The sequence below is a fragment of the Ensifer sp. genome, from assembly GCF_035999135.1.
In the GTDB taxonomy this organism is placed as follows: Bacteria; Pseudomonadota; Alphaproteobacteria; order Rhizobiales; family Rhizobiaceae; genus Ensifer.
This window is the reverse complement of the sequence record NZ_DASYGZ010000139.1, coordinates 54,328-70,275: the sequence shown is the minus strand read 5'-3', so window position 1 is coordinate 70,275 and position 15,948 is coordinate 54,328. Positions and strand designations below refer to the sequence as shown.

Here is a 15,948-nt window from a genome sequence, read left to right as displayed (position 1 = left end):
ATGAGCAAGACGACACAACCAAACGGCGCGGGGATAGCCGGCTCCACGGCCTTGGCAAACGGACCTGGCGGTCAGGGTGCGCGCGAGGTCGCCGCGATCATCGCAGTCGCCATCCTGGTCATCGGCGGCGGTGAACTTCTTTTGCGGCTGATGGACGTGCCGCAGTTCATTCTGCCGACGCCATCGGCGATCGCGGCGGTCTTCCCTTCGCCGGAAATGGCGACGATCGGGCAGCACTACTCCTACACCCTGGTCGAGCTTGTGGCCGGATATGCCATCGGGGCGTCGATCGGTCTCGTGCTTGCGGCTGTCATCACGCAGTTTCCGTTCGTGGAAAAAGTGATCACGCCCTACATCCTGCTGTTGGTCACGACACCGATGTTGGCGCTGGTACCGCTCCTAATCCTGAACTTCGGCTTCGGGTTTGCGCCAAGGATAATCGCGGTCGCGCTCGCCTCCGGTCCCATGGTGATGATCAACGCAGCCACGGGCTTTCGACGCGTCGACATGATGAAGATCGCACTGGCCCGATCCTGCGGCGCCTCGACCCTGCAGATCTTCACGAAGATCCGCATCCCGATGGCGATGCCGATGGTGATTGTCGGCCTGATGATCGGGGCGATCTTCGGCATGATCACCGCCGTGGGCGCAGAGATGTCGGGAGGCGGATTCGGCCTTGGCAGTCGGCTGACGACTTATTCCTCGACCCTGCGCATGCCTGAATTCTTCGCCTGCATCCTGATCCTCGCGATCACCGGGATCACGATCTACGCCTTTTTCTTCTGGCTCGGAAAGAAGCTGGCCGGTTGGGAGAGCTGAACTGCTGCGGGCGAAACGCCGCGTGTGACCCGCGAACAATTCGCATTGCGGCACTGTCAAACAGGAGGACACTTCATGACTGATTACCTGATGACACGTCGACGTCTGCTGCAGGTTGGCGCCGGCGGCCTCGTGACCACCACCGTTTTGGGCGGCGGTCTTTTGACCCCGGATCCGGCGCATGCCAGCCCCTACGCCTCGCCATTTACCTGGATCTCGCCGCGCGGCACCATCGAGGTAATGGATGACTATCCCTATTGGGTCGCCAGGGAGCGCGGCTACTTCGGCGACCTGGGTGTCGAGACCGCGATGGAGGCGGGGCCCGCCGACGGGACGGCAGTGGTCAAGTTCCTGGCCGTCGAGCAGGCCGACATCGGTTTCCCCTCGCCGGGTGTCCTGTCCTTTGCCGTCAACGCCGGGATGGACCTCGTCTCGGTCTACGGCAGCGGCTTCCTCGATCTGTTCAACGTCGCGTTCCGCAAGGGCGAAGGCGTCAAGGACCTGAAGCAGCTCGAAGGAAAGACCGTGCTTCTGGGGTCTGCGGCATGGCAATCGATCTGCGATCCGATGTTTGCGGCCCTTGGTGTCGACACGAAGAGGATCACCTATGTCGAAGCAGGCTGGCCAACCTGGACCACCGCACTTGCGGGCGGCCAGGGCGACGCATGCCTTGCCTGGGAGGGGCTGCGCGCCGATCTTGGCGCAAAGGGGCTCGATTTCGACTATTGGCTCGGCATGCGCGGTTCGCCCCTGCCGTCGAATTCGCTGGTCGTGCGCCGGGTCGATCTAGAGGATCCTGCGCGTCTGGCCATGCTGAAGAAATACCTGCGAGGCTGGGCCATGGGCAGCGAATTCGCCGACCGCAATCCGCGTGCCGCTGCCGACATGGTTTTCAAGGCTTTGCCGACGACGAGGGCGAACTACGGTGCGCGAGCGGGTACTGAAAGCCTGATGCAGATCCACCGCACCTTCAAGGGCGACATGGCGAAGCGTGCCGGCTGGGGAGAGCACAATATTCAGGCGTGGGACAGCTTCTTCAAGCTGCTCAAGACCATCGGCCAATCCAACGTCGACATCGACACGGCCCGTTACGTCACCAACGACTTCATCGCCGAGGCGAATGACTTCGACAAGACCAGGGTCCATGCCGATGCGGATGCTTACGCACTGCCAGATGACCTGGCGGCGGTCGACATGGGCGAGGTCGAGGCCAATTTCTACGGGAACGCGATCAACTGACGGAGCCATCCGCCGCCGAAGCCATGGCCCGCCCAAAATGGCGAACGTCGCAGACACGGTGCCCCCTTGCAGGTTGCGAGGGGCGTCCCGTTGGCTACGCGCGCCTTAGCCTGGCACGGCAAAGATGCGATCGGCAGAAGGGTGGGCGACGATATCCATCCGCAGCCCGTAGATCCGTTCGAGCGTCGCCCCGTCCATGATCTCTCTTGGCCGCCCGCTGGCGATGACGCGGCCGGAATGAAGCGCCACGATCCGGTCGCAGAAACGGCTCGCCATGTTGATGTCGTGCAGAACAAGCACCACGCTGATGCCGGTCGCGCGCGACAGCTGGCGCACCAGCGAAAGCACCTCGATCTGGTGGGCGACGTCGAGTGCCGCCGTCGGTTCGTCGAGCAGAAGGCAGGAGGCATCCTGCGCGAGCAGCATGGCGAGCCAGGCGCGCTGGCGTTCGCCACCGGAGAGCGTGTCGACCAGTCGGTCGGCGAGCGGCAGCATGTTGGTGCGTGCCAATGCGCGCTCGACGCTTTCCCGGTCTTCACGCCCGAACCGGCCGAGCGCACCGTGCCACGGATAACGGCCCATGGCGGTCAGTTCCCTGACGGTCATGGCCGGTGCCGACGGGATCTGTTGCGGCAGATAGGCGAGGCGCCGTGAGAAGGCACGTGCCGGCCAGGCCTGAAGCGGCTTGCCGTCGAATGTAATGGCGCCTGACGATGGCGGCTGCTGGCGCGCAAGCATCTTCAGAAGCGTCGACTTGCCCGAGCCGTTGTGTCCGACGAGCGCGAGCAGCTCACCTTTTACAATATCGAGGTCCGTCGGATGCAAGAGCTGGCGGTTGCCGACGCGGAAACCGACATTGCGCAAGGTGAAGAGGGATGGGGCGTCTGTCATCGGGTTTCCTGCAGGCGCGGCTTTCAGCGGGCCGGTTGGGTCGATCGTGTGTGCCGGTGCCTCGTTCATTGGCTGCGACCTCGCCAGATCAGCCAGAGGAAGATCGGGCCGCCGAGGAGCGCTGCGATCAGCCCAGGCGCCATCGGCCACGGCCAGGCGAGATTGCGTCCGATAAAGTCCGCGCCCACGAGAAAGATCGCCCCGCTCAAGGCGCAGGCAAGCACGATGTCGCGCGTGCGCTGGAACCCTGCCTGAGAGACGAGATGCGGTACGATCAGGCCGACGAAGCTGACGGGGCCGACGATCATCGTCGCTGCCGCGATGGCCACAGCCGCCACGGCGAAGAGCATCGTTCTGGCAATGCGTGGCGTGATCCCGATCGAGAGCGACGTTTGATCGCCGAGTGGCAGAGCGGCGAGCCAGCGGTGGAAGACCAAGGCGACGACAACGGTCGCGAGCGCGACCACGCAGACCATCACCCCCTCGGCGATCCGCACCGCGCCGATCGATCCCGAGAACCAGCTGAGCAGTGCCGCGCCATTCGGGCCGCCGCTTGCAAGAAACAGGACGAGCAGGGCGTGAACCATGCTGCCGAGGCCGACGCCGACGAGCAGCGTGCGTTCCGGCTGGAAGGATGCGCGCCGCGCCAAGACGGCGACGAGCACCAGGACTGCGGCGGCGCCGGCGGCCGACACGGCAAGCTTCGACCAGACGGCGCCGGCCGGAACGATCATGAAGGCGATGATGAGACCAAGACCGGCACCATGGCCGACGCCGACAAGATCGGGGCTTGCAAGCGGGTTGCGCAGGGCGCGCTGCAAGAGCAGGCCGGCGATCGCAAGGCAGGCGCCTGCCCCGGCTGCGCCGAGCAGTCGCGGCAGGCGCCAGTGCCATGGAAGGTCCGGATCGGTGGGGGAGACGATCTGCCAGCCGCCGTCCCCGAACCCCGTCAGCAGGGACAGCCCAGCGGCAAGGACAAGCAAGGTCGCGAGTGCTCCCAGTGCGAAGCTGGGTCTTGCGAGCCTTCTTGAAGGAAGGGGCATCCTGTCCGTGCGCGGTCGATCCGCCTGCCGCCCGGTCACCGCAAGGATTGCCAGCAGCGGACCGGTGAACAGCCCGGCGGCAGCGCCCGCCGGGATATCGCCAGCATAGGGCGCGATCAGACCGAGGGCCTGGTCGATGAAGAGAAGCAGGGCCGCGCCGACGAGTGCGGCGGGAATGGGGTTAGCGAATTGACGCGGCCAGGCGTGTCGCGCAAGCGCGGGTGCCGCCAGGCCGATGAAGCCGACAATGCCGATTTCCGCGGTCACCAGGGCTGCAAGCGTCGAGGCGAGCCCGAGCAGCGACACCTTGACGAGCGCCGGCGACAGGCCAAGGCTTCGGGCCGGCCCGTCGCCAAGCGACAGGATGCGCAGGGGCCTGAGGAGGAAGAGCATGGCCAGGCCGACGATGCCCGCTTGCGCCGTCAAGCGCGCCACTGATTGCCAGCCGCTCTGCTGAAGGGATCCTGCCTGCCAGGCCAGAAGGTCGCTCAGAAAGTCGTGATGAAAAAGGATGAGCAGGCCGTAAAGCGCGTTGCAGTAAAGACTGACGACGACGCCGGTCAGGATGAAGGCGGGCGCGGAAGCGCCGCGGCCGGAGGCTGCAAGCGCGACGAGAGCAAAGACGAAGACGCCGCCGCCGAGCGCCACCAGTTCGTAGCCTTCGGTCCAGAGCGCAGGTGCGTAGAGCAACGATGCCGCAAGCGCCAGTTGCGCGCCTGATGTCACGCCCAGCAGTCCGGGTTCGGCGAGCGGATTGCGCAGCACTGCCTGGAACACCGAGCCTGCAAATCCGAGTGCCAGCCCGGTAACGATTGCAAGCGCAATCCGCGGGAACGTGCTGAAATAGGCGACTGTCTGCCTGGGGTCCTCGAGATCCGGTGCAAACAGCAATTGCAGCCAGCTTTCAGAGCCTGCGACCGTGGAGAGATTGAAGAAGACCAGCCCGAGCGCGGCGATCGCAAGCGCAGCGACGCCGATGCTTGCGCCGCGCAGGACAGGGCGGGGTGCGGCCGTGGAAAGGTCGGTCATGCGGGCAGTCTCTCGAGCGCCGGGACCAGCATCTCGGCGAAGTGCGCAGCCGACGGAAGGCCGCCGAAGGGATGGAACTGCGGGATCGTGATGCTTCTTTGCGCGCGGATAGGCTCCAGCCTTTGCCAAAGCGCGCTTCTGCCGAGCGAGCGGGCTGTCCTGAGCTTCAGAGTAGGGATCTCGACCTGGACGAATGTCGCGCCTGCAAGCGGCATCAGGGCATCGAGCCCGACTTGGGCAAGGCCATTGGCATTGACGGGACCGCTCCAGGCGTTTGCAAGCCCGAGTTTCCGCAACACCGCGTCGGGCAGACTGCCCTCGCCATAAACCATCGCTCGCCGCCCGTTCTGGTCGGGCAGCAGCACGAGCATCGGTCGGTCGGCCCGGCCAAGGCCCTGGCGCATGAGCGAAAGGCGTGTCTCGATCCTTTGCTGGAATGCGTCGACATCGCTCCCCGGAACGCCGGCGGTGTCGGCTGCATGGCGCATGATCGCGACAGCGAGTTCGAAGCGCTGTCCCTTCGCGGCCCTGTCGGGCACCTGGGCCACCGGAGCGACGTCGGCGATAGCGGGCGTCATTACCAGGCTGGAGCTGTTTGCAAGGATCGCGTCGGGGGCAATCGCTGCGAGGCGCTCAAGGTTGATCTCCCAGAATGGGCCGATGTCGGCGACGGTTTCCGGCAGACTGACGGGCATGCGCTGCCGGAAATACTGTGTGTCGGAAACGGCAACCGGTATGGCGCCGAGCGCCACAAGTGCTTCGGCTGCTGCCCAGTCGATGGCTGCGACCCGTTTGAGACCGCTTTCCGTTGCCGCGCGCGAAGGTGCTGCCAGCGCTGCAAGCGCAAATGGGATCGAGGCGACCAGATGGCGGCGGGTGAGCATCGCGATCTCCGCCTCAGAAACCGATCTTCAACCGACCGATCACGCTGCGCCGGTCGCCTTCATAGCAGGAGGTCGCCGGGTTGCAGGTGGTGTAATACTGCTTGTCGAAGACGTTGGTGGCGTTGAGAGAGACGGTTGCGTTCTCGGTGACCTTGTAGCTTGCGCCGAGGTCAAAGACCGTCCGGCCGTCGACTTCCAGCCTGTTGAGGTTGTCGCCGAAGCTCGATCCGACGAAGCGGACGCCGCCGCCGAGCGACAGCCCTTCAAGCGTACCGCCGGAAACCGTGTAGTTGAGCCAGGCGGAGGCCTGATGCTCGGGCACGAGCGCCGGCCGGTTGCCGACGTTGCCGCTGTTATCCTTGGTGATCTCGGCATCGGTCCAGGTGTAGGAGCCGGTAAAGTCCCAGCCGCTGCCGATGCTGAACTTGCCCTCAAGCTCGACGCCGCGCGACTGCACCTCGCCCGTGGCCACGAAAAAGCCGGCGTTGCCGGGCCGCGTGTCCGGCGTCAGCACGTTGGACTTGACGATGTCGAAATAGGCAAGGGTGAAAAGGCCATCGAACGCGGTCGGCTCGTACTTGACGCCCACTTCCCATTGCCGGCCGACGGAAGGATCGAAGCTGTCTCCCCCCTTGGGTGCGCCGGTGTTCGGCACGAAGGATTGCGAGAAGCTGACATAGGGGGCCACGCCCCAGTCGGTGAGGTAGGTCAGGCCGGCCCGTCCGGAGAAGTGTCCGACGTCGATCTCCGAACGTTGCCCCGACATCCGGTTCGACTTGTCGAGATCCAGCCAGTCGTAGCGTCCGCCAAGGGTGGCGATCAGGCTGTCGGTCAGGCTGATCTGGTCCTGGGCATAGAGGCCGATCTGCTTGTAGCGCTCCTTGTAGCTCTGAAGCGGGACACCAGGCGGCGTGACGGGAACGCCGTAGACCGGATCGAGCGGATTGAGAGCGGGCGCCGGGCCGGTGTAATGACGAACGTCTGCCCTTGACCACGCATAGTCGAGACCGAGCAGCAGTTCGTGCCCGATCGAGCCGGTGTCGAATTCGGCCTGTGCCTGGTTGTCGATGGCCAGTCCGTCGAAGCTTTCGTCGAAACGACGCGCCACGCGGGCAATGTTGCCGCCAGGCGCCGGCCCCGAGATCAAGAGGTTGTCGAGCAGGAAGTTGACGTGGCCGTAGCGCAGGTTCTGTCGCAGGGTCCAGGTCTCGTTCAGGCGGTGTTCGAACTCGTAGCCGATCGTCTTCTGGATCTGTTCGCTGCGGTTGAAGGTCGGCTCGCCGATCAAGATGCCGGTCGGCGTGTACCGGATGGCGCTGCCGCCGCTTTTGTCCTGCAAAAGGTCGCCGCTGATCGTCAGCGACGTCTCGGCATCCGGCGCGAAGGTCAGCGACGGCGCCAGCATCAGCCTGTCATCGCCGATGTCCGTACCGTCGCCATAGGTGAACTGCGTATCGCTGTTCCGGGCGACCCCGATCACCCGGTAGAGCAGCGACGGATCCTCGCCGATCGGTCCGGACAGGTCGAAGGCGCCCTGTACGCGGCTAAAGCTGCCATACTCGACCTCGACTTCGTTGATACGATCGGCGGTCGGCTTCTTGGAAACGCGGTTGACGATGCCGCCGGCATCGCTCTGTCCATAGAGCGAGGAGGATGGGCCGCGCAGAACCTCGACTGTCTCCAGCTGATAGGGGTCCGTGCGGAAGAATGCGTAGCTGCTAGACAGCTGCCGCAGGCCGTCCTTGTAGGAACTGGTCGACTGGGCATTGAAGCCGCGCATCATGATCCAGTCGTAGCCCTTCGGATCGGGTCCGTAGGTCTCGATGGTGACGCCCGGGACATAGCGCAGGATTTCGGTGACCGATTGCGCGTTCTGCGCCTCGATCTGCTTGCGGCCGACGACGGAAATCGACTGCGGGATTTCGATGAGCGGCGCTTCGGTCTTGCTGCCGGTGCTGCTCTGCGAGACCACATAGCTGTTTTCACCCGCTTGTCCCGTCGCGACGATGGCCTGCAGCCTGGTGGCGCCGCTGGCGTCGACCGCGTTGACGGCAGGGGCGTTCGGATCGGAAATCGTCACCGACTTCGGGCCGGTGAAGCGATAGGTCAGCCCGGTGCCCGCCAGGATCTGCGAAAGGGCGGCATCCGACGACAGGTCGCCCTTGGCGCCCTTCGTCGTCTTGCCCTCGGTCACGGCGGCGCTGTAGAGCACCTGCACGCCGCTGGTGGCGCCGAAGCGCGAGAGCGCGGCATCAAGAGAACCACTGCCGATCGAGTAGGAGACATTCGGTTGCTGGGCCGCCGCCGGGAGTTCCGCTGCCACGCTGGCCAACGTCAGCAAAGCCGTCGTCGCGAGCATCCTTCCGATTGCAGCCCTCGTCATGCCCTCAGGCCGAATTCCGTTCTTCATGTCCCCGAACCCTGTCTCAGATCGGCACGCCATTCACGCGCCTTCGAAGACAAGAACGACTCCGGCCTGCGAACCCGAAATGGTTTTGAAGATTTTTTTGATGTCTGGCTGCCGGGATCAGTAGAGCAGCACGACGCCGCCACCGACACGGCTCGCAGAAAGCTGCAGCGTCGCTTCCAGATGTGCAATGATCTCGTCCGGCCGGTCGAGGTGAAAGACACCGGAGACACGGCGCGTTCCGAGACGGTCGCGCGCAATGACGACACGGCCTTTGCGGTGACGATTGATGTCGAGCACGACATCGTCAAGCGATCGATCCCGGAAAACGAGGAGCCCCCTTCGCCAGGCGGCCATCTCGTCCGGACTGCCTGCGGATATCGCGCCGAGCCCCTGCTGCGTGTAGAGGATGCTGTCGCCTGCCGAGAGCCTGGCGTCGCGGACGCACTCGACCCTGACCTCGCCCTCGAGACACTCGACTTCGACGTCTTCTGTACCGTGTCGCACCGCAAAGGTTGTCCCGATCGCCGTCGTGCGACCCTGTGCTGCCGAGACCGTGAACGGGCGGGAACGGTCATGGGCAACCGTAAAGAGGGCTGCTCCGTCGTGGAGGGTGACCGAGCGCGCGTTCTCGGAAAACGCCACCGACAGGGTCGATCCGCCGTCGAGGTCGACGATGGATCCGTCTTCAAGGGTCAGTTGCTGCTGTTGGCCCCTCGGCGTGGCGTAGTCGGCAAGCACGGCGTTCAATGACGGAACCAGACCGAGATAGGAGGCGAACGACACGCCAGCGGCCATGCTGGCGCCTGCCGCTCCGGCTCCAAGGAAGCTTCGGCGGGAGATCCTGCGGGACCTGACGGTTCCGGCCTGAAGCGCCGGGCCGCTTGCTTTCCACAGGCGCACCGCATCGCGATAGGCGGCTTCGTGGTTCGCATCGCTTGCCCGCCAGCGCGCGAGGCGCGCCGCATCGTCCTCGGTCGCCGCGCCGGACGTGATGCGAACGACCCACGCGATGGCTTCGCGCTTCAGTCTTTCCGCTTCCTGCGGTTCCTCAGTGTGCATGGGCAAGAGCTTCCGGTGACGCCGACGTGTAAGACAATAAACGATTGGTGACGCCTGGAACCGAAATTCACCGCTTGATTTTGTCGGTAGCCGGTCCGTTTTCGCTCAACCTGCGGGAGCAGTATTCGATGGCGGCACGAATTTCCAGTTCCACCGTGCGGGTCGAGACGCCGTGCGCTTCGGCGATTTCGCGGTGCGGCTTCTCGTCCAGGCGGGCCGCGACCAGGATTGCCCGCCGGCGTTCCGGCATTTCCGCCATGATGTCGATCAGGCGAAGCAGTTCGCTTTTTGCGTTGAGCGTCTCTTCCGGGCTCGGGCTGTCGTCCGGCAGCGCCAGCAGATCCTCGATCTCAAGCGGCGTCAGCCGCCGGCGCGAGGAAGCGCGGCCCTGGTCGATGGCGAGATTGCGCACGATGCGGCGAAGATAGGGGACCGGTGCCTTCAGCGCCTGGGCGCCATTTCGCGAAAACCGGATCCAGGCTTCCTGGGCCAGATCCTCGCCGTCCTCCGAGGAGCCGGCGCGCGCGGAAAGATAGCGCGAAAGCCCCGCACGCTCGCGCATGAAGATCAAAGCCAGCTTGTCGTCACGGCTTTTCATCGGTCGGAAGTTGCCCCTGCGATCGAAGCGCCGTCGGTCGGCGGCGCGGGGCAAGGGATAGCGGGACGGAACGGCGAGCGCAATAGTGGAGTTTAAATCTCATGTTATTGGTCGAGGTCGCTCACGGCAGAGATTGGCGCGGTCTAGACCTCGGGCATTCCCATCGGCCGTAGATGTTTGCGAAGGGCGGCGATCCGGAAGATGGCGTTGGCCGCGCCGTAGCCCCTGTAACCACGCCGCTCGACGATTTCGAAGAAGAGGCCTTCCCCGTAGGTTGGACTGTAGAGCTGGAAATATTCGCCCGCATCATCGCGGTCATAGAGGATGTTGTCGTATTTCAAACGTTCGCACAGGCCGGCGTCGAGGCCGAAACGCGCCTCGAGATCGTCATAGTAATTGGGCGAGATCGCCAGCGAAACGAAGCCGTTCTTTCTGAGCGCTTCGGCGGTCGCGAAGATGTCGTCCGTGCGAAAGGCGATATGCTGGATACCGGAGCCGAACGTCTCGGCAATGAAGCGACCGGCGAGCGTGTTGCGGTTCTCTGCGCCATTCATGGTGATGCGCAGCGTGCCCTCAGCGTTCTCGACGACCTGGCTGCGCACGATGCCGGATGGGTCGACGATGTCGACGACCGGTGTCTTTTCGGCCTTGAAGATCGAGGTGTAGAACAGCAGCCAGGTCAAGAGTTCGTCGTAGTTCATCGTCTGCGCGATGTGATCGATGGCGACGAGGCCGGCGGGCGACTGGCCTCCAGCATCGATGGGGTCGAACTCCATCGTCCAGATGTCAGCAAGGGCGCTTGTCTCGTCGAGAAAGTAGACGATGCCACCGCCGACGCCGCGCACGGCCGGCATCTCGATTTCACCCGGATCGAGCGGTTGCTGGAACCGCTCCGCGCCGAGCGCGACAGCCCTGGCCAGCGCGGCTTCAGCGTCGTCGACCAGAAGCCCCATGGCGTAGGCCGACGTCCCGTGCACCAGATAGGAAGAGCCGGCAAAGCCGCGATCGTCGGTGTTGACGACAAGCCGCACGCCGCCCTGTTTGAACACGGCGACGTTCTTTGTCCTGTGTTTGGCGACTTTTCGGAAGCCCAATGTTTCGATCAGGCCGATGAGCCCGGGCGCCTCGCTTTCGTCGACCGCGAACTCGATGAAGGCAGCGTTCTTGACGGTGCTGCGCCCCGGCATCTCCGCAGCACCGACGGCGCACCCGGGAAAGGCGCGCCTGACCTGATCGCCGAGATAGACGAGCGAGCGCTGCCCGTCGACGGCGATCGCCGACGGCGATCCGCCGCGGAACTGGTCGTTGAAGATCTCGAGCGAAAGGTAGCCGTCATAGCCGGTCGCCGCGACCGCTTCCATGAAGGCAAGCACCGGCAGGTCGCCTTCGCCGGGCATGTTGCGGAAGTGACGGCTCCAGTAGAGCAGGTCCATATCGATCAGCGGCGCGTCCGCCAGCTGGATGATGAAGATCTTCTCCTTGGGGATGGAGCGGATCGAGTTGACGTCGATCCTGCGCGACAGCGTGTGGAAGCTGTCGAGGATGAGGCCGATATTCGGGTGGTCGGCCCGGCGGACGATCTCCCAGGCGTCGCGGTGGTCGTTGATATGTCGCCCCCAGGCAAGCGCCTCGTAGCCGACGCGCAAACCCCGCCTTGCCGCGCGCTCGCCCAGTTCGTGAAAGTCCGCTGCCGCACGGTCGATGCCGCCGAGGGCCGCACTTGAAACATTGGAGCAGACAAGAACCAGATCCGTGCCCAGTTCCTGCATCAGATCGAATTTCCGCTCGGCGCGATCAAACGTGCGGCTGCGCAGAGGTTCGGGCATGCCCTCGAAGTCGCGGAACGGCTGAAAGAGCGTGATCTCCAGCCCGTGGTCGCGCACCATGCGTCCGACCTGGCGCGGGCTCTCGTCAAAGACGAGGAAATCGTTTTCGAAGATCTCGACGCCGTCGAAGCCCGCCTTGGCAATGGCCGCGAGCTTGTCGCGCAGGTCGCCGCTCAAGGACACGGTGGCGATCGAGGTCTTCATGGTTCATCCCTTCCGTTTGGTCGAAGGATCAGGCGGTGAGCGCCTGGAAATGGGCAAGCATGCGATCGGCGTCCGGCTTGCGGCCGGTGAAAAGTTCGAATGCGCCGACGGCCTGGAATACCGCCATGCCGCCGCCGTCGAGCGTGCGGCATCCGCGTTCGCGCGCCAGTTTCAAGAGGTCCGTCTGAAGCGGGAAGTAGACGATTTCGGCCACCCAGTGGCGCGGCTGCAGGAGGCCGACGGGCAGGGGCAGTCCCGGATATTTCGCCATGCCCGTCGGCGTCGCGTGGATCAGACCGTCGGCATCGCCCATCGCGGCAGCAAGATCGGACCCGGTGCTGATGCGCGCTTGCGGGAAGAGGGGCGACAGGGATGCGGCAAGCGCGTCTGCCCGTGCGCGCTCCCGGTCAAAGACGGTCAGTGACCGCAGCCCGAGCGACAGGATCGAGTAGGCGGTCGCGGCGCCTGCACCGCCGGCGCCCAGCTGAACCGCGGAGCCGAGATCGGCGTCAGCCAGCCCGCGACGGAAGCTCTCGGCAAAGCCCCACCAGTCGGTATTGTGACCGATCCGGCGGCCGTTGCGCAGCACGACGGTATTGACCGCTCCGAGCGCGCGGGCTTCCGCAGAAAGCGCGTCGAGACAGGGAAGGATGTCCTGTTTGCAAGGGTGGGTGATGTTGAGACCGCAGAGGCCGCGGGCTTCGGCGTCCGCAAGCAGGGCAGGCAGATCGGCGCTGGTCATGCCGGTCTCGTTGAGGTCGATCAGCTCATAGGCGTATTCAAGCCCCTGTGCCGCGCCCTCACGCATGTGCATCGCGGGCGTGAGCGAAGCCTTGATCCCGGCGCCGATCAATCCGGCCCTTATCGGTTTGAGCATTGTCTCGGTCATGGTCAAAGCCTTCGTCGACGCCAAGAGGGCCGCCCGCGTGTTGGCGGGCGGCAATAAGTGTCAGTTGCCGCGAACGGCGTTCAGTTCCTTGAAGAGCGAATTGACGGTGTCGGATCCGATCTCGGCCGTGAACTTCTCGATCATCGGCTTGACCGCTTCGCGGAACTTCTGGGTTTCCTCGGCCGAGAGTTCGTCGACCTGCATGCCGGTGGCCTTGATCTCGTCGATTGCCTTCTTGTCGAGGTCGCGCGACACCTGACGCTGGTAGTCGCGTGCCTCGGTCGCAGCCGCCTGAAGCACGCCCTTCTCCTCGTCGTTCAGACCGTCCCAGAACTTTTTGCTGATCAAGACGATCTGCGGGTTGTACTGGTGCCGGGTCACGGTCATGTACTTCTGGACTTCGTAGAACTTCGCATTGAGGATGTTGGCGGCGGGGTTTTCCTGGCCGTCGACCGTGCCGGTTTCGAGCGCCGTGTAGAGTTCGGTGTAGGGGAGCGGCACCGCGTTGGCGCCGAGCGCGTTGAAGAGCTCGATCGGGATCGGCGACTGGATGGTGCGGATCTTCAGGCCCTTGATGTCATCAAGCGAGGTGACCGCGTGGCGGTTGTTGGTGAGATTGCGAAAGCCGAGCTCCCAATAGGCAAGACCGACAAGCCCGGTATCGGGCAGAAGCTGCATCAGGCCCGTGCCGAAGGGACCGTCCATCACCTTGTCGGCTTCTTCACCGCTGTTGAAAAGGAAAGGCAGGTCGACGGCGCCGAACTGCTTGACGTTGCCGGCAAGGATGCCGGCGTTGAGCACGGTCATCTCGATGACACCGCCCTGTAGGGCAGAGACGGTCTGGACGTCGCCACCGAGAACACCGCCCGGGAAGAGCTTGATTTCGATCTTGCCGCCGCTCTTGTCCTTCACCAGTTCGGCGAACTTCTCCATGCCGGTCACCTGCGGATGACCCTTGTTGTTGGCGGAGGCGAATTTGAGCTGGTGCTCTCGGATTTCGGCCGCAGACGGGCCGGCCGCCAGCAAGGCAAGCGGCACGGCAAGGCCGAGGGTCAACTTCATCAGTCGGTTCAACATGCTTTCCTCCCATGTGGGCCGGGTCTCCCGCCGGCCGGTTGATTTGTTCTGAGCGGCGTGCCTACCGGCTGAACCAGGCGACCGGTGTCATCACCAGTGCGGGGAACAGGACGAGAAGCAGAAGCACGATCAGTTCGGCAATCAGGAAGGGCATGACGCCCTTCATCAGGTCTTCCATCTTCAGCTTCGACACGCCGCAGATGACGTTGAGCACCGTGCCGACCGGCGGCGTGATCAGGCCGATGGAATTGTTGATGATGAACAGCACGCCGAAATAGACCGGATCGATGCCCGCCTGTTTGACGATCGGCATCAGCACCGGCGTCATGATCAGGATGGTTGGCGTCATATCCATCGCCGTGCCGATCACGACCACCAGCACCATGATCGCAAGCAGAAGCAGCGTCTGGTTGTCCATCAGCGGTTCGAGCAGGCGCACGAGGTCGCCGGGCACATCGGCAACCGTAATCAGCCAAGCCGAAACGGCAGCGCAGGCAACGAGGAACATGACGATCGCCGTGATCTTGGCGGCCGACACGAAGACCTCGAACAGCTTCGACGGCGGCAGTTCGCGGTAGATCACCATCGACACGAAAAGCGAATAGACCGCGGCGACGACGCCAGCTTCCGTCGGCGTGAAGACGCCGAACTTCAGGCCGACGACGATGATCAGCGGCAAAAGCAAGGCCCAGACACTGTCGACCAGAGCCTTGATCCGTTCGGCGCCGCCCTGTCGCGGCGGCAGGACGAACTGTTCCTTGCGCGAGACGATCAGCCAGGTGACACAGAGCGCTGCGCCGATCATCAGGCCCGGAACGATGCCGGCGAGAAACAGCTTCGTGATCGAGACGCCGCCGACGACGCCGAAGAGGATGAAGCCGATCGACGGTGGAATGATCGGGCCGATGATCGAGGCCGATGCGAGCAGGCCGCCGGCGCGGGCCGGATCGTGACCGGACTTCAGCATCATCGGCAGCAGCAAGGATCCAAGCGCCGCAGCATCGGCGACCGCCGAGCCGGAAAGGCTGGCCATGACACAGGCCGCGAAGATTGCGACGAAGCCGAGACCGCCACGGATATGTCCGACCATGACCATGGCGAGGTTGACGATCCGGCGCGAAAGTCCGCCGGCGTTCATCACTTCGCCGGCAAGCATGAAGAAGGGAACGGCCATCAGCGGGAAGCTGTCGGCTCCGTTCAGCACGTTCTGCGCCACGATCTGGGCGTCGAACAGGCCGAGATAGACCATCAGCGCAACGCCGCTGATGATGAGTGCGAAGGCGATCGGAACGCCGAGCGCCATGGGTCCAAGCAGGGCGCCGAGGAAGATGGTGACCGTCATGGCGCGCTCCTCAGCGTTTCGTCGTCGGTGCCGCAAGCTGCGGCTCGACGTGATCATCGAGAGTTGAAAGTTCCTCGCTGTCGCGCACGAACCCGGCGGTCCGGATATCGACGCGGCCGGTCGCGATTGCGTACATGTCGACGAGAATGATCAGGAAGGCAGGCACGCCAAAGGCGAGGCCGGCGCCATAGAAGACCCCCATGGAAATGCCGGTCGCAGGCGCCGAAACGTTGAGGTTGATCATCGTCTGCACCCAACTGCCGCTGATCATCAACCACGTGGCCCAGAGCATCAGCAGATGACCGATGAGAGCGGCGACGCGCGCGCCATTGGGCGGCAGCCGGCGCAGCAACGAATCCATGCCGAGATGGCCATGCTCGCGCATCGCCACGACGGCACCGAGGAAGGTGAGCCAGACGAAAAAGAGCCGCGACAACTCTTCGGATACGGTGATGCCGGTGTTGAAGGCATAGCGAAGCACGACATTGCCGAAGACCAGCAGCACCATGCCGGCCAGCAACAGCGCCATCGCTGCCTTCAACAGGAAAAAACAGAAATCGACTGCCCTGATCATTGTGTCCTCCCGGTCTGTCGCATCCGGCAAACGTACCATCGGGATGGTGCGCGAGGGTTGCGAA

13 protein-coding genes are annotated in these 15,948 nt (G+C 64.1%); 2 read left to right on the top strand and 11 right to left on the bottom strand.

Annotated elements, in window-relative coordinates; all coding sequences use genetic code 11:
* Together VGO12_RS16640 and VGO12_RS16635 are read left to right on the top strand one after the other, a co-directional pair.
* Positions 1-819, top strand: coding sequence for an ABC transporter permease (locus tag VGO12_RS16640; RefSeq protein ID WP_327513850.1), 819 nt, complete (start codon positions 1-3; stop codon positions 817-819).
* Positions 820-894: 75 nt separating this feature from the next.
* Positions 895-2,058 (top strand): ABC transporter substrate-binding protein, encoded by a 1,164-nt coding sequence (locus tag VGO12_RS16635; protein ID WP_327513849.1) that lies wholly within the window; start codon positions 895-897, stop codon positions 2,056-2,058.
* 105 nt (positions 2,059-2,163) lie between these two features.
* Here VGO12_RS16635 and VGO12_RS16630 read toward each other — a convergent pair whose 3' ends face one another.
* The 11 genes from VGO12_RS16630 to VGO12_RS16580 all read right to left on the bottom strand — a co-directional run bounded on the left by VGO12_RS16630 (position 2,164) and on the right by VGO12_RS16580 (position 15,884).
* Positions 2,164-2,949 (bottom strand): ABC transporter ATP-binding protein, encoded by a 786-nt coding sequence (locus tag VGO12_RS16630; RefSeq protein WP_327513848.1) that lies wholly within the window; start codon positions 2,947-2,949, stop codon positions 2,164-2,166.
* A gap of 65 nt (positions 2,950-3,014) precedes the next feature.
* Positions 3,015-5,021: a Fe(3+)-hydroxamate ABC transporter permease FhuB gene (gene fhuB / locus VGO12_RS16625; RefSeq protein ID WP_327513847.1), complete on the bottom strand. Its 2,007-nt coding sequence runs from the start codon at positions 5,019-5,021 to the stop codon at positions 3,015-3,017.
* Positions 5,018-5,905: an ABC transporter substrate-binding protein gene (locus tag VGO12_RS16620; protein WP_327513846.1), complete on the bottom strand. Its 888-nt coding sequence runs from the start codon at positions 5,903-5,905 to the stop codon at positions 5,018-5,020. The genes fhuB and VGO12_RS16620 overlap by 4 nt, the downstream gene beginning before the upstream one ends.
* Before the next feature lie 13 nt (positions 5,906-5,918).
* Entirely contained in the window at positions 5,919-8,315 is a 2,397-nt protein-coding gene (locus VGO12_RS16615) for a TonB-dependent siderophore receptor (RefSeq protein WP_327513845.1), read from the bottom strand.
* A 117-nt stretch (positions 8,316-8,432) separates the two neighbouring features.
* Positions 8,433-9,374: a FecR family protein gene (locus VGO12_RS16610; protein ID WP_327513844.1), complete on the bottom strand. Its 942-nt coding sequence runs from the start codon at positions 9,372-9,374 to the stop codon at positions 8,433-8,435.
* 67 nt (positions 9,375-9,441) lie between these two features.
* A complete protein-coding gene (locus VGO12_RS16605; RefSeq protein WP_327513843.1) occupies positions 9,442-9,972 on the bottom strand; it encodes an RNA polymerase sigma factor in 531 nt (176 codons plus the stop codon).
* 143 nt (positions 9,973-10,115) lie between these two features.
* A complete protein-coding gene (locus VGO12_RS16600) occupies positions 10,116-12,002 on the bottom strand; it encodes a bifunctional sugar phosphate isomerase/epimerase/4-hydroxyphenylpyruvate dioxygenase family protein (RefSeq protein WP_327513842.1) in 1,887 nt (628 codons plus the stop codon).
* Between the two features lie 28 nt (positions 12,003-12,030).
* Positions 12,031-12,891 carry a shikimate dehydrogenase gene (locus tag VGO12_RS16595; RefSeq protein ID WP_327513841.1) on the bottom strand — a complete coding sequence of 287 codons (861 nt, stop codon included), beginning with the start codon at positions 12,889-12,891 and terminating at the stop codon, positions 12,031-12,033.
* 60 nt (positions 12,892-12,951) lie between these two features.
* On the bottom strand, positions 12,952-13,968 hold the full coding sequence (locus VGO12_RS16590; RefSeq protein ID WP_327513840.1) for a TRAP transporter substrate-binding protein: 1,017 nt from the start codon (positions 13,966-13,968) through the stop codon (positions 12,952-12,954).
* 61 nt (positions 13,969-14,029) lie between these two features.
* On the bottom strand, positions 14,030-15,310 hold the full coding sequence (locus VGO12_RS16585) for a TRAP transporter large permease subunit (RefSeq protein WP_327513839.1): 1,281 nt from the start codon (positions 15,308-15,310) through the stop codon (positions 14,030-14,032).
* A 10-nt stretch (positions 15,311-15,320) separates the two neighbouring features.
* Entirely contained in the window at positions 15,321-15,884 is a 564-nt protein-coding gene (locus VGO12_RS16580) for a TRAP transporter small permease (RefSeq protein ID WP_327513838.1), read from the bottom strand.
* Positions 15,885-15,948 lie beyond the last annotated feature (64 nt).